12 protein-coding genes are annotated in these 13,278 nt (G+C 70.5%); 7 read left to right on the top strand and 5 right to left on the bottom strand.

The genetic code is table 11. The annotated features are described in order from the left end of the window. Window positions 1-99: 99 nt before the first annotated feature. Window positions 100-1,560, bottom strand: coding sequence for an aldehyde dehydrogenase family protein (locus BIV24_RS18920; RefSeq protein ID WP_071367533.1), 1,461 nt, complete (start codon window positions 1,558-1,560; stop codon window positions 100-102). A gap of 144 nt (window positions 1,561-1,704) precedes the next feature. Continuing rightward, entirely contained in the window at window positions 1,705-2,538 is an 834-nt protein-coding gene (locus BIV24_RS18925) for a helix-turn-helix domain-containing protein (RefSeq protein ID WP_071367534.1), read from the bottom strand. A 343-nt stretch (window positions 2,539-2,881) separates the two neighbouring features. Between BIV24_RS18925 and BIV24_RS18930 the strand changes: the two genes are divergently transcribed. Then, window positions 2,882-3,370, top strand: coding sequence for an ATP-binding protein (locus tag BIV24_RS18930; protein ID WP_071367535.1), 489 nt, complete (start codon window positions 2,882-2,884; stop codon window positions 3,368-3,370). Window positions 3,371-3,409: 39 nt separating this feature from the next. On the opposite strand, the gene BIV24_RS18935 is transcribed toward BIV24_RS18930, so the two are convergent. Further along, window positions 3,410-3,658, bottom strand: a complete 249-nt coding sequence (locus BIV24_RS18935) for a DUF397 domain-containing protein (protein ID WP_071367536.1) — start codon at window positions 3,656-3,658, stop codon at window positions 3,410-3,412. Between the two features lie 561 nt (window positions 3,659-4,219). Between BIV24_RS18935 and BIV24_RS18940 the strand changes: the two genes are divergently transcribed. Next, complete coding sequence (locus BIV24_RS18940; protein WP_425442575.1) at window positions 4,220-4,738, top strand: hypothetical protein; 519 nt, start codon at window positions 4,220-4,222, stop codon at window positions 4,736-4,738. 6 nt (window positions 4,739-4,744) lie between these two features. Here BIV24_RS18940 and BIV24_RS18945 read toward each other — a convergent pair whose 3' ends face one another. Beyond that, window positions 4,745-6,931, bottom strand: coding sequence for an FUSC family protein (locus BIV24_RS18945; protein ID WP_071367538.1), 2,187 nt, complete (start codon window positions 6,929-6,931; stop codon window positions 4,745-4,747). Between the two features lie 140 nt (window positions 6,932-7,071). Here BIV24_RS18945 and BIV24_RS18950 point away from each other — a divergent pair, with 140 nt between their 5' ends. Beyond that, window positions 7,072-7,581: a DUF4232 domain-containing protein gene (locus BIV24_RS18950; RefSeq protein WP_071367539.1), complete on the top strand. Its 510-nt coding sequence runs from the start codon at window positions 7,072-7,074 to the stop codon at window positions 7,579-7,581. A gap of 9 nt (window positions 7,582-7,590) precedes the next feature. Here BIV24_RS18950 and BIV24_RS18955 read toward each other — a convergent pair whose 3' ends face one another. Beyond that, entirely contained in the window at window positions 7,591-8,709 is a 1,119-nt protein-coding gene (locus tag BIV24_RS18955; protein WP_071367540.1) for a DUF2786 domain-containing protein, read from the bottom strand. 85 nt (window positions 8,710-8,794) lie between these two features. Between BIV24_RS18955 and BIV24_RS18960 the strand changes: the two genes are divergently transcribed. The 4 genes from BIV24_RS18960 to BIV24_RS36495 all read left to right on the top strand — a co-directional run bounded on the left by BIV24_RS18960 (window position 8,795) and on the right by BIV24_RS36495 (window position 13,231). Then, window positions 8,795-9,529 carry a Clp protease N-terminal domain-containing protein gene (locus BIV24_RS18960; RefSeq protein WP_071367541.1) on the top strand — a complete coding sequence of 245 codons (735 nt, stop codon included), beginning with the start codon at window positions 8,795-8,797 and terminating at the stop codon, window positions 9,527-9,529. 57 nt (window positions 9,530-9,586) lie between these two features. Further along, window positions 9,587-11,284, top strand: a complete 1,698-nt coding sequence (locus tag BIV24_RS18965) for a bifunctional 3'-5' exonuclease/DNA polymerase (RefSeq protein ID WP_071367542.1) — start codon at window positions 9,587-9,589, stop codon at window positions 11,282-11,284. 179 nt (window positions 11,285-11,463) lie between these two features. After that, window positions 11,464-12,300, top strand: coding sequence for a TrmH family RNA methyltransferase (locus BIV24_RS18970; RefSeq protein ID WP_071367543.1), 837 nt, complete (start codon window positions 11,464-11,466; stop codon window positions 12,298-12,300). A gap of 463 nt (window positions 12,301-12,763) precedes the next feature. Further along, on the top strand, window positions 12,764-13,231 hold the full coding sequence (locus tag BIV24_RS36495; RefSeq protein WP_071367544.1) for a hypothetical protein: 468 nt from the start codon (window positions 12,764-12,766) through the stop codon (window positions 13,229-13,231). Window positions 13,232-13,278: the final 47 nt, after the last annotated feature.

Raw genomic sequence — 13,278 nt, forward strand, 5'->3', positions numbered from 1 at the left:
CCGCTGACCGCCTCACACAAGACGTTGCTGACCTGCGGGCGCGATAAGGGGGCGGGTCGGGCCGGCGTCTGAGCCGGCCCGACCTTCACACCTCACACCTCAGAACGGGAAGCGGCTCCGCCCGTGCTGCACCGAGATCCACTTCTGTGTGGTGAACGCCTCGGTCGTCGTCTCGCCGTTCAGGCGGCCGATGCCCGAGTGCTTCTCGCCGCCGAAGGGGACCAGCGGCTCGTCGTGGACCGTGCCGTCGTTCACGTGGAACATTCCCGTGTCGATCTGCTGGGCGAAGGCCACGCCGCGCTCGATGTCGCCGGTGTGAACGGCGCCGCTGAGACCGTACGGGGTGTCGTTGACGATCCGGACGGCCTCCTCCTCGCCGTCGAACGGGATGAGGAAGGCGACAGGGCCGAAGACCTCCTGCTGGAGCAGGGCGGAGCCGGCGGGCACGTCCGTCAGGATGGACGGGGCGACCAGGTTGTCGGTGGTGGTGCCGTGCACCAGCGCCGTCGCGCCCTCGGCGATCGCCTGCTCGACCGCGCCGGACACCGCGGTCGCCTGGGCGGAGTTGATCACCGGGCCGATGATCGTCTGCGGGTCGCGCGGGTCGCCGACCTTCAGCGACTCCACCTTGGCGACGAACTTCTCGGTGAACTCGTCGGCGATCGAACGGTCCACGAGGACACGGTTGGCGGCCATGCAGACCTGACCCTGGTGCACGTACCGGCTGAAGACGGCGGCGTCGACCGCGTAGTCGATGTCCGCGTCGTCCAGCACCACCAGCGCGCTGTTGCCGCCGAGTTCGAGGACGGACCGCTTGAAGAGCGAGGCGCAGACGGTGGCGACATGGCGGCCGACCTTGTCGGAGCCGGTGAAGGAGATGACCTTCGGAATCGGGTGCTCCAGGAACGCGTCACCGATCTCCGCTATGTCCGTGATCAGGACGTTCAGCAGGCCGCCCGGCAGCCCCGCCTCCTCGAAGATCTTCGCGACCAGGGTGCCGCCGGCGATCGGCGTGTTCTGGTGCGGCTTGAGCACCACCGCGTTGCCGAGCGCCAGCGCCGGGGCGACAGACTTGATCGACAGCAGGAAGGGGAAGTTGAACGGGCTGATCACGCCGACGACGCCGACGGGCACGCGGTAGAGACGGTTCTCCTTGCCGTCGACCGGCGACGGGAGGATCTTGCCCTCGGGGCGCAGCGCCAGCTGGATCGACTCGCGCAGGAACTCCTTGGCGAGGTGCAGCTCGAAGGCGGCCTTCAGGTGGGTGCCGCCCAGTTCGGCGATGATCACCTCGGTGATCTCGGCCTCGCGGTCCTCGACGATCCTGAGCGCCCTCTCGAACACGGCGCGACGGGTGTACGCGTTGGTGGCGGCCCACTCCTTCTGGGCGGCCGCGGCGGCCCGGTAGGCCTCGTCGACCTCGTCGACCGTGGCTGTCGTGATCGACGCCAGCTTCTCACCGTCGTACGGGTTGAAGTCGATGATGTCCCAGGAGCCTTTGCCCGTGCGCCACTCGCCGCCGATGTACTGCTGAGCAAGATCGGTGAAGTAGGACGACATGTGATCCCTCAATCCCTTGCAGCCGAAGCAGACACCCGTTCACGTACGCGTGATCACGTCGTGACCTGATCGAACGTCATCGTACTTGCGTACAAGGCGAGTTGGAGAAGGCCTCGGGCTCCTTCGCGAAGACGCCGAAGAGCCTCAGGAAAGCTGGAGCAGCCCCCGCAGCAGATCGCGGCTCTCGGCCGACCCGGGGCTGTCCTGCTGCAGCTGCTTCAGCGCCGCCTCGTACTGGCTGACGTCCTCGCGTTTGTCCAGGTAGAGCGCGCTCGTGAGCTGTTCCAGGTAGACCACGTCGGACAGGTCGGACTCGGAGAAGCTCAGGATGGTGAAGGAGCCGCTCTCGCCGGAGTGCCCGCCGAAACTGAACGGCATGATCTGAAGTCGTACGTTCGGGCGCTCCGAGACGTCGATCAGGTGCTGGAGCTGGCCGCGCATCACCGCCCGGTCGCCATAGGGGCGGCGCAGGGCGGCCTCGTCGAGGACCACATGGAACTCCGTGGCGTTCTCCGAGACCAGGCACTTCTGTCGCTCCAGCCGCAGCGCCACCCGGCGGTCGATGTCGGCGGCGGCACCCTTCATGCCCCGGGACACGACCGCGTGCGCGTAGGCCTCGGTCTGCAGCAGGCCGTGCACGAACTGGACCTCGTAGGACCGGATGAGGTGCGCCGCGCCCTCCAGGCCGACGTACGTCGGGAACCAGCTCGGCAGGACGTCCGAGTAGCTGTGCCACCACCCGGCGACGTTGGCCTCCTTCACGAGGGAGAGCAGGGAGGTGCGTTCGGCCTCGTCGGTGATTCCGTACAACGTCAGCAGGTCCTCGACATCGCGCGTCTTGAAGCTAACCCGTCCCAACTCCATGCGGCTGATCTTCGACTCCGAAGCCCGGATCGAGTAGCCGGCCGCCTCTCTGGTGATGCCACGCGTCTCCCGTAGGCGCCTGAGATGGGATCCCAGCAGAATGCGCCGCACCACCGACCCACTCGAGTCCCCAGCGCCCACTTCTGTCAGCCTCCCCAACGTCTTCGGACCCGCGCAGTCTGCCACTAAAACACTTCGAGCAGTACTCGTCCGGTTACAGATAGGAAAAGCGGCCAAGTTGAGCCAGAAGGACGGGTCGGGCAGGGCACGCAAGAGAGAAGAAAGTGACAGAAGAAACGAACAGAAAGCGGCACGGGAGGGACCAATTCCGGCGCGTGCACGTGCATCTGCCCTTGCATCTGCTTGGCGCATCCGAAACCATGGTCTTGCGCCACCGCTGCATCGCCACGACCGCGAACACCCGGGAGTGCCTCGCATGGGGACGAATGGATCGACCATGCTCGAGCCCTTACGGCAGGGACTTCCGCCGCTCGACCTCGCGACCGTGTCCAGCGCCGCCTCCTGCGCTCTACCCTCCCGCCTCGAAGCGGTGCGCGAGGCACGGCAGTTCACCCGCATGACGCTCGGTCAGTGGGATGTGGGCGACCGCAACGACGACGTCTGCCTCGTGGTCTCCGAACTCGTGACCAACGCGCTGCGCCACGCGATGCCCTGCCCCACCGCGCTCGCGGACGAGCAGGATCCGCCGGTCCGGCTGCACCTGATGCGCTGGACCGCGCGCCTGGTGTGCGCTGTGCGCGACCCCAGTCTCGAGGGCCCGGTCGCGGGCGACTCGGAGGACTTCTCGGCGGAGTCGGGGCGCGGGCTGTTTCTGGTGGACTCGTTCGCCGACAGCTGGGGCTGGCACCCACTGGCGGGCACACTGACCGGCAAGGCGGTCTGGGCGCTGTTCCAGCTGCCGTGCGCGCCGGTATACGCAGAGTGACATCCGCGGTTTTTTTCTCAGGCCGCTGTTCTCCGCATGTCACCCGATCAGGTGGTCGAACTCGCCATCCTTGATGCCCAGCAACATCGCTTCTATCTCCGCACGGGTGTAGACCAGAGCGGGTCCGTCGGGGAAGCGGGAATTGCGTACCGCCACGTCGCCCCCGGGCAGCCGGGCGAACTCCACGCACGCCCCCTGGGAGTTGCTGTGCCGGCTCTTCTGCCAGGCCACCCCGTGCAGTTCGGTCGCAGCCATGCCGTTGTACACGTCGTACACGTCGTGGTCCACAGGTCGCTCCCCCGATGGTGCAGTGGCTGGTGTGGCCATTGATGCAACGGTCAACTGCCCCGGATCATAACGTCGTTCACGTGCAGATGCGCGCGCAGATGCACGTGCACGCGGGGTGTTCCCGCGATTACAGCTTTTGCAGTCCGTTGACTACCACGGGGCAGTCGTCCGACTACGGTCCGTCACTCGACTCTGCTCCGGGGCTTGCCTCGCCTGCGACCTCCAGCCCCCGCCCGTGATCTTCCGCGCCCTCACCTGTGCCGGGCCGTCCGGGTCGAATCCTTCGTGCACCAAGAAGAGACGCGTACGGCGTCCTTCCTGTTCCACTCTCCACGCGTCGGCTCTGCGCCCGAGGTTGCCGGAGTCGGCGTCGGCCCATCTCACCCGCGGTATCCGCCGGGGCTCATCCGCGAGAACCCTCACGTCAGGCCGACCGCACGCAAAAGTCCGGACATCTGCCGCCGAGCACGCGTACGCCGGACACCGCCCGGCGTCGCACGTCCTCCTGGTAGCTTGCTGCGATCGTCCCGACGACGCCATCGGCACCCTGGGGAGACTTCAGTGACTTCGGCGACCCATGTCATGCGCCGGCAGGCTCGCATCGCGCTCGCGGTCGCGGTCGCGGGTGTTTCGACCGCGCTCCTGCTGGCCGGTTGCAGCAGCGACTCCGGGGACGGCGCGACCTCGACGCCGAGCACGTCCACGGCCACAGCCACGGCCACGGCGGACACCGGTGGCGACTCCGGCACCCCCGACGCCAAATCCGGGAAGCTGGAGGGGAGTTGGCTGGCCACGACCGGCGGCAAGGCCGTGGCACTGGTGATCACCGGCAAGCAGGCCGCGCTCTTCGCGACGGGCGGCGCGGTGTGCAGCGGGACCGCCGGCGAGGAGTCAGGCATGCAGATGATCCGCCTCAAGTGCACGGACGGCAGCAAGGACCGCGGCATCGGCATGGTCGACTCCGTGGACTCCACGAGCATGAAGGTGACGTGGGAGGGCGGCGTCGGCGCGGAGACGTACACGAAGTCCGAGGGCGGCCAACTGCCCAGCGGTCTGCCGACGGCTGGCCTCGGTTCCTGATCGCGCTCAGCGGGCCGTGGAATCCCCGGGGTTCCACGGCCCGTCGGCGTCTGCGGGTCGTACGGTGGGCGCGGACTTCCGCGTGTTCCCGCCCATGGCCTTGGGAGGTACGGCCGGGGCAAGGGCCTCGGTGAGGTCGTCCAGGGACCGCAGGATCAGTCCCGCGCCCCGGTGGACGAGCGCGTCGCAGGCATCCTCACCCCCTGCGCCCTTCTCCGCGTCCCACGCCCGAAGCACCTCCCGCACGGCGTCCCACGACGGCGGGCGGCCCTCCCGTACGGCCTTGGCGCCCTGTTCCGTCGCTGAGCACAGGGCGTCCGCGAAGCGGGCGGCGGCCGGGACAGAGGCCGCGCCGCGCTCCGGGAGGTGGGCCTCCAGCAGCATGGCGACGCGGCCCGTCTCGGCGAGTGCGTCCTCGGCCTTGTCGGCAGCGGTCCGGGACAGGCCCCGGTGGCGCACCGGCTCTCCGCGGGCCCGGTCCACGGCCGTGTGCCAGGCGGCGCGGGCGGTGCGCGAGCCGAGGAGAGCCTCGCGGACGTCGGGGGCGCTCTTGCCGACGGGTTCGGCGTAGTGGCGGATAACGGCGGCGGCGTACCGGCCCTGTGCGGTCAGCCAGTCGGCCAGGCGGCCCGGGAGCCGCGGGGTTTCCCAGGCCGGGTAGACCGCGTACGCCAGCATGGCGAGCAGGCCGCCGACCAGGGTGAGCAGGACGCGTTCGTGCACGGTCTGGGCCACCTGCTCGCCGGCCATGCCGAGCAGGAAGACGACGTACGCGGCGATACAGGCCTGGGTCGCGATCTGCCCGGTGAGCCGGACCAGGTACATCAGCGCGGCAGCGAGCACGGCGAGGGCACCCATGTGGACTGGCTCCGCGGGCCCAAGCCGGACGACGACGGTGGCGAGGACCACGCCGACGAGAGTGCCGCAGAACCGGCCCACGGCGCGGCTGTAGGTCTGGGAGAAGTCGGGGCGCATCACCATGACGGCGGTCAGCGGTGCCCAGTAGCCATGGCCGAGGGGCAGCAGGTCGCCGAGGACGTACCCCGCGGCGGCGACCGTCGAGACGCGGGCCGCGTGGCGGGCGATCGGGGAGCCTGGGTGCAGTTCCCCGCGCAGGGTGCGCAGGATGGCGGGGACCATGCGGAGGGGACCGGGGCGCACGCGGTATGGGGGCGGGGCGCCCCCGCCGACGGCCATCTCGTCCTGCCGGGTGCCCCCGGCCTGCTCCAGCACGTCCTGGAGCAGGGTCCGCAGCCGCTCCGCCGCCCGGTACACCGGACCCGTGAGGATCGCTTCCGTGTCCGGGGTCCTGAGGGCGGCCACCGCGTGCGGCGGCAGTTCGAGCGGCGTGCCGTGGCGGATGGCGTGCGCCCCGGCGTCGAGGATATCGGCGGCGGCGCCGAGCAGTTCGCGCACGCGCTCCCGCGCACGGCCCTCGTGCGGGGCGCCGACGGCCGGGTCGGCGAGCGAGGCGAGGACCGGGCGGACGCGCTCCGCGAAACCACGGGCGCCATGGAGCTGCGCGGGGCGGCGGCGGGCCTGGCGCGGGGTGACGGCGGCCGCGTCACGGGCCTCCATCAGCGGCAGCGGGTCGAAGAGCGCGACCGGGTCCTGGCGCAGCCTGCGCGCGTAGTCGGCCTCGGCGGCCAGCGCGTCGGCGAGCGCGTCGCGGTGGGCGCCCCAGCGTCGCCCCGGGAACAGCACCACCAGTGCCGCCTGCACCAGGCCGCCGACGATCATCGTCCCGGCATGCCCCGCGGCCTGCGCAACGGACGTCGGCAGGGTGACCGTCACCATCATGATCGCGACGTTCGAGGAGGCGATCAGACCTGCCGTCGGGCCCGCGGCCCAGAACAGCCCGGCCACGAAGGTCCAGACGACGAGCAGCGCCAGGAACAGCGGCAGCCGGGAGACGGTGAGGTAGCCGAGGAAGGTGGAGACGGCGAGACTCAAGCCGGAGACGAGGGCCAGTTCGGGGCGCGGGCGCCAGCTGCGCTGGAAGGTCGCGATCGCCGCCTGGAACGCGCCGAAAGCCGAGCTGGCCGCCACCGCGGGCCCGAACAGCCACAGGCTCGCCGCGATCACCAGCGCGAGCCCTGCCGCACCCCGCACCGCGACCAGCGGATCGAGTCGCTTCCGCTCGATCCTCAGCCCCGAGAGCGCGGCCTCCTTCAGCGCCGGCACCCAGCTCATTCCGTTAGCGTACGGGGATATACAGGACAAATCTCAACACTACTGGCCGACGGCGCACGCGGTACTCAGGGGGCGCGCCATGCATGGCTGTCCGCCTGCGTGATGATCCAGGAAGACAGTCACGACTCCAGAGGACCCTCATGCGTACGCTCCGTGTCCCCCTTGCCGTCACCGCCCTGGCCGCGGCCCTGACCCTGACCGCCTGCGCCGGCAAGAGCGGCGACGACGCCAAGAAGGACCCCGAATGCCCGATCGCCGTCGAGGTGGGCCCCGGCAACGCGGCCACCACCGCAGGCGACACGGGCAACATCCCGGTCACCCTCACGAACGACAACACCAAGGAGTGCACCTTCGAGGGCTTCCCCGGCATCGAGCTGAACGACGGCAAGGCCTCGTGGGCCGTCGCGGACGAGAAGGGCACGACGCCGCAGAAGGTGACGCTGCAGAAGGGCGAGACGGCGACCTTCACCATCACGTATGTCCGGGGGAAGGCCGGCGGCTCGCTCAGTGCCCCGGTGAAGACCCTGAAGATCACCGTCCCGGGCGCCGGCGACGCCCGGAGCTACCCCTGGTCGTACGGCGATGTGACGCTCAAGGACACACGCACCCCCGACGCGTCGGTGAGCCCGATCCAGGTCGCCGGCGACTGACCCGCGCGGTCAGGGGAGCCGCTGCCGTCCGGCGACCTGGGCCCGGTCGGCGGCCGCGGCCCCCTGCTCCCATCCGGCCGCGTCGCTGACCCCGCGCAGCCGGGTGGTGACCGTGGCCGGGAACAGCAGCTCCGTCCGCTCCGCGACGGCCACGTCCCGGGCCGCGAGCACCGGCAGCAGTTCCCCCTCGTTCCCGGCCGTCTGCCCCTCGGCGGCGGCCTGGAGCCGGTCCCCGATGCGATGGGCGTACGCGGCCAGGAACGACTGCCGGAAGGTCTTCGTACGTTTCCGGCCGCCCTTCCGCTGCGCCGCCTCCGCCGTCGTCATCGCGGCGGTGGCCTGCACGAGCAGCGAGGTGTAGAGCAGTTCGACGGCCTCCAGATCGGGTTCGAAGCCGACCACCGTGGAGAAGCCGAGCGCCTCGTGCCACACGGCCCGGCAGCGGTTCGCGGCCGCCACCGCGTCCAGGAGTACGGCCTTGACCGTCTCGTACGGCGGGTCGACGCCGATACGGCAGGCGCCGGGCGTGTCCTCGGCGTCCGTCCGGGCCGCGAGCAGCGCCTCGTCGATGCTGTGCCGGGCCATCAGTTCCTGCGCCTTGGCGCTGAGCGCCTCGGCCTCCTCGGGATACCCGGTCGCCTCCGCCTTGGCGAGCAGGGCACGGATGCGGGTGAGCATGCGGGACTGCGGCTGCCGGGGGGTGGCGGACCGCCCGGGCGCGTCGAGGGGTTCGAGGGCGGGAAGGCGCAGGAGCAGGCGGTACAGCTCCAGGACGGCGGTGGCGTGGGCGAAGCGGTCGCCGGCGTGCGGGGGTCCGGCGTCGAGGCCCTGGAGCTGGGCGGCCCAGCGCGGACCGGGGGACGGCCGCTGCCCCGTCTCCTGGCGGATCAGCGCCGACGCGAGGCGGACATGCAGGTCGTCCAGCTCGCGGCGCACGATGCGTACGACGTCGGCGGGCTGCCAGCCGCGCTGCCAGGCCGTGGCGACGAACTGCTCGCCACGCCGGCCGAGTTCGGCGTCGGCCGAGGGATCGGCGGCGAGCAGCGATGCGCCGGTGTCGAGGGCCGTGTCCGTGTTGTCGTAGAGGGCGGCCCGGAAGGCGCGGTCCACCGTGGTCGTCGTACTCACACGTCCGATCGTGACACGGGAACACGCATGCCCCGACTGTCAACTTTGGGTTGACGATGACGGGGTGGCAACCTACGGTTGACACATGACGGAGAAGCCGCACACCACAGTGAATCTGCGACTCGACGACCTCATCGAGGCCATCAAGAAGGTGCACACCGACGCACTCGACCAGCTCCAGGACGCGGTGCTGGCCGCGGAGCACCTCGGCGACGTGGCCGACCATCTGATCGGACACTTCGTGGACCAGGCCCGGCGCTCGGGCGCGTCCTGGACCGACATCGGCAAGAGCATGGGGGTGACCCGGCAGGCGGCCCAGAAACGCTTCGTGCCCAAGGAGTCCGCGGACCTCGATCCCAGCCAGGGGTTCAGCCGCTACACCCCTCGCGCGCGGAACGTGGTCATGGCCGCGCACAACGGCGCGATGGCCGCGGGCAACACCGAGACCCTCCCCGCACACCTCGTCCTCGGGCTGCTTGCCGAGCCGGAGGGGTTCGCGGCCAAGGCGATCACCGTGCAGGGCGTCTCGCTCGACGCCGTGCTGGAGGCGGCGTCCGCGGCGCTCCCGCCCCGCAGCGAGGACGTCCCGGAGCTCGTCCCGTACGCCCCCGCCACGAGGAAGGTCCTCGAGCTCACCTTCAGGGAGGCCCTCCGCCTGGGCCACAACTACATCGGCACCGAGCACATCCTGCTCGCGCTCCTCGAGCTGGAGAACGGCGAGGGCCTGCTGACTGACCTCGGTATCGCCAAGACGACGACCGAGGAGTACGTCACGAAGATGCTGGCCCAGTTCCTCGAGGCCCGCGAACAGGAGGGCTGAGCCGGGTCGGGCAGCACGTCCCGGCCCGTTGTCAGACCCTCCTGCCACACTCGCGGCATGACCGGACGCTGGGCTCTCGCTCCGGCCGAGGACGGTGGCGCGGAGGTCGCCGCCCTCGGCCCGGACGGGCTGCTCGCGGGGCCCGTGGTCAGGGAGAGGGATCTCGTCGGGGCGGTGCGGTCACGGCCCGAGGTCGCCCGGTGGGTGTGGCGGTCCACCGCCGATGTCCACCACCGTCTGCTCGCCGCGGGGGTGCGCGTCGACCGGTGCTACGACGTCGAGGCCGCCGAGACCCTCCTCCTCGGCCACGAGGGACGCCTCGGTGAGCCCCGGTCGGCCGCCGCCGCGCTGGCCCGGCTCCGCGGCGGCCCCGTTCCACCGGATCCCCCGACGCGCTCCGCCGAACCCGGCGCGCAGTCCTCCCTCTTCGAGCCCTCCCCCGTCCACGTACCCCTCGAGGACCTCGTCGCGGTGTACGCGGATCAGCAGCGCCGGCATGACACCACTGCGCAGCCGGGCCATATGCGGCTGCTCACAGCCGCCGAGTCGGCCGGCATGCTCGTGGCCTCGGAGATGAACCGGTCCGGGCTGCCGTGGAGCGCGGACGTCCACCGCGAGGTGCTGCACGACCTGCTCGGCGAGCGGTACGCGGGCGGGGGTGAGCCCCGGCACCTGGCCGAGCTGGCCGACGAGGTGTCGGCCGCCTTCGGCCGCCGCGTCCGCCCCGACCTGCCCGCCGACGTCGTCAAGGCGTTCGCGCAGGCCGGGATCCGGGTGCGCTCCACCCGCCGCTGGGAGATCGAGTCCATCGACCACCCCGCCGTGAAGCCCCTGCTGGAGTACAAGAAGCTGTATCGCATCTGGGTCGCCCACGGCTGGTCCTGGCTTCAGGACTGGGTGCGCGACGGCCGCTTCCGCCCCGAGTACCTGCCGGGCGGTACGGTCACCGGCCGCTGGGTCACCAACGGCGGCGGCGCCCTGCAGATCCCCAAGGTCATCCGGCGGGCCGTGGTCGCCACCCCCGGCTGGCGGCTGGTCGTGGCCGACGCGGCCCAGATGGAACCGCGTGTCCTCGCCGCGATCTCGCGCGACCCGGCGTTCATGGATGTCGCGGGCCGTACGGCCGACCTCTACCAGTCGGTGTCGGACCGCGCGTTCTCCGGCGACCGCGCCCAGGCCAAGCTCGCCGTGCTCGGCGCGATCTACGGTCAGACCTCCGGCGACGGCCTGAAGAACCTCGCCGCGTTGCGCCGCCGCTTTCCCAGGGCGATCGCGTACGTCGACGAGGCGGCCCGCGCGGGCGAGGAGGGCCGACTCGTACGGACCTGGCTCGGGCGTACGTCCCCGCCGGCGGCCGGGGCGTCCGAGGACGCGGCGGAGGAGGCGGGCATCCCGCAGGAGGAGAGCCCGCCGGAGTCGTCCGGGGAACCACAGCAGTGGATACCGGGGTACGCCTCCACCAACTCCCGCGCCCGCGGCCGCTTCACGCGCAACTTCGTCGTGCAGGGAAGCGCCGCCGACTGGGCCCTGCTGCTGCTTGCCGCCCTCCGCCGGGCCTGCGCGGGCCTCGCCGCCGAGCTGGTCTTCTTCCAGCACGACGAGGTGATCGTGCACTGCCCGGCCGAGGAGGCGGACACGGTGGTCACGGCGATCCAGGAGGCCTCGGACCTGGCGATGCGGCTGACGTTCGGTGAGACACCGGTGCGGATTCCGTTCACGACGGCAGTGGTGGAGTGTTACGCGGACGCGAAGTGAGGGCGGGTACGGGACGGTCTGTTCCCTCGGCCGGCAGTCCGGTGGCGGGGAAGGGGCCGGAAACTGCCGACGGGAGAGCTCAAGCCCGGCAGCGGTACGCTGGCCACGACCGCGCGCAGTGCACAAGAGAAAGGGGACGGAGGATCGGAGCCCGAAAGGCACCGTGATTCCCATCGCCGATGCCCTCCATCCCGCCGGCTGGTTCACACAGGGAAATCTCCAGCCCGAGCAACCCCCATGTGAAGGAACTCGCCGCCCTCCGCCGTCGACGGCACAGGCAGAATTCCGGAGTGACACTCGTGGAGGGGTACGAGGAACTGGACCTCGCCCTGCGGGCCGGCGTTCGTCCCCGCGAGTTGTATTTCTGCCCCGCGCTGACCGGCGGGTCGGACCCGAGGAACGTCCTGGCCCGTGCCGCCGAACAGGGAGCCGCCCTCTACAGCCTCAGCCGGCAGGCCTTCGACAAGGCCGCCTACCGCGAGGGCCCGGACGGCTGGCTCGCCGTGGTACCGGACATCGAGACCGACCTCTCCCGTCTCAAGGTCGACGACCGGGCCCTCTTCCTCGTCTGCGAGAGCGTGGAGAAGCCCGGCAACCTGGGCTCGATGCTCCGCACCGCGGACGCGGCCGGCGTGACCGCCGTCATCTCGGCCAATCCCGTGACCGACTGGGGAAACCCCAACGTGATCCGGGCCAGCAAGGGCACGGTGTTCGCCGTCCCGATCGCCTCGGCCGGCTCCGAAGAGGTCATGAACTGGCTGGCCGAACACTCGGTCAACGTCGTGGCCACCACCCCGGACACGGACGTCCTGATGGCGGACCTCGACATGACCGGGCCCACGGCCATCCTCGTCGGCAGCGAGAAGTACGGGCTGTCGGACCGGTGGCTCGAGGGCAGCCACACCAAGGCGAAGATCCCGATGTTCGGCCAGGTGGACTCACTGAACGTCGCGGTCTCGGCCGCCCTCTTCACCTACGAGGCCGTGCGGCAGCGCATGGCGTCGCAACAGCGCTGACGAACCGCACACCGACGCCGGGGCGCAACCCGCTCCCAGCACTCGCCGCACCCTCACTGCTCAACAGAAAGCCCCACGTCAGGACCATCTGACGTGGGGTTTTCAGTGGAGCCACCTTGGGGATTCGAACCCGAGGCCTACGCATCACGCGCGCCTGAAAGATCGTGCCAGGCGATGTTTTGCGATCACGTTCGATCCGGTCATGCCTGGTCAGGGACCTGTCGGCCCTCAGCGGCATGACACCCGATCCATCGAGTGCTGTGCCGTCCGCTCACGCATCGCTCACGCAACCAGAATCGGCCCAGCCTCGAAGGCGATATCGGACGACGCGGCCGACGGGATCCGCGTCGGCACGTAGGGCAAGGCCTCCGCCGTCTGCGTGGACGGACCAGCTCGCTGACGATGGTGACCCAGCCATATCACCGGGAGCCGCGCACTTGCGCGGTTCGAAGGCGCGTGGGGAATGACCGATGAAGCCCAACACCTCGATCTCCAGGCCCAACTGCTCGACGCGGCGGACCACGAGCTGCCGAGCCTCTCACGGGACGCCCATCGCCGGCTCGGCTATCGGCACGAGGTTCTCCTGGAGTCGTACGTCGAACTCGGACGCAAGGAGGGGGACGCGGGTCGTCGCGGGCGGCGAGCGGCCGTCCGTGTCCCCTTCGACGACGGGGAGGAGGGCATCGCCCTCGCCAACGACAGCGACGGCCTCATCGACTACGCCTGGTCGGTCGACGTCGTCCGCGCCTTCCGCGTCGCCCGGTGGCTGCGGGCCGGCGGCGGTCGTCTGGTTGGGGTGACGGGCGTCGGGGGCGGTGTGACGACGGCGGCGCGACGAAGGCGGTGTACATCACACGGAATTTTCAAGATCAGGACAAAACGGGCGGCGCTGCGGTTCCCGCATACCAGACAACCCCTGAAAGTTCTTTAGATGTATGCTCGCGGTCGCGGAATATCAACGGAATCCCTGGCAAAACC

Origin of the sequence: Streptomyces colonosanans, from assembly GCF_001866645.1 — a bacterium.
Classification (GTDB): domain Bacteria; phylum Actinomycetota; class Actinomycetes; order Streptomycetales; family Streptomycetaceae; genus Streptomyces; species Streptomyces colonosanans.

Excerpts from the sequence above, each read along its gene's own strand:
- BIV24_RS18920 (WP_071367533.1), bottom strand. The coding sequence starts at position 1,560 with ATGTCGTCCTACTTCACCGATCTTGCTCAGCAGTACATCGGCGGCGAG.
- BIV24_RS18930 (WP_071367535.1), top strand. The coding sequence starts at position 2,882 with ATGCTCGAGCCCTTACGGCAGGGACTTCCGCCGCTCGACCTCGCGACC.
- BIV24_RS18945 (WP_071367538.1), bottom strand. The coding sequence starts at position 6,931 with ATGAGCTGGGTGCCGGCGCTGAAGGAGGCCGCGCTCTCGGGGCTGAGG.
- BIV24_RS18950 (WP_071367539.1), top strand. The coding sequence starts at position 7,072 with ATGCGTACGCTCCGTGTCCCCCTTGCCGTCACCGCCCTGGCCGCGGCC.
- BIV24_RS18960 (WP_071367541.1), top strand. The coding sequence starts at position 8,795 with ATGACGGAGAAGCCGCACACCACAGTGAATCTGCGACTCGACGACCTC.
- BIV24_RS18965 (WP_071367542.1), top strand. The coding sequence starts at position 9,587 with ATGACCGGACGCTGGGCTCTCGCTCCGGCCGAGGACGGTGGCGCGGAG.
- BIV24_RS18970 (WP_071367543.1), top strand. The coding sequence starts at position 11,464 with ATGCCCTCCATCCCGCCGGCTGGTTCACACAGGGAAATCTCCAGCCCG.
- BIV24_RS36495 (WP_071367544.1), top strand. The coding sequence starts at position 12,764 with ATGACCGATGAAGCCCAACACCTCGATCTCCAGGCCCAACTGCTCGAC.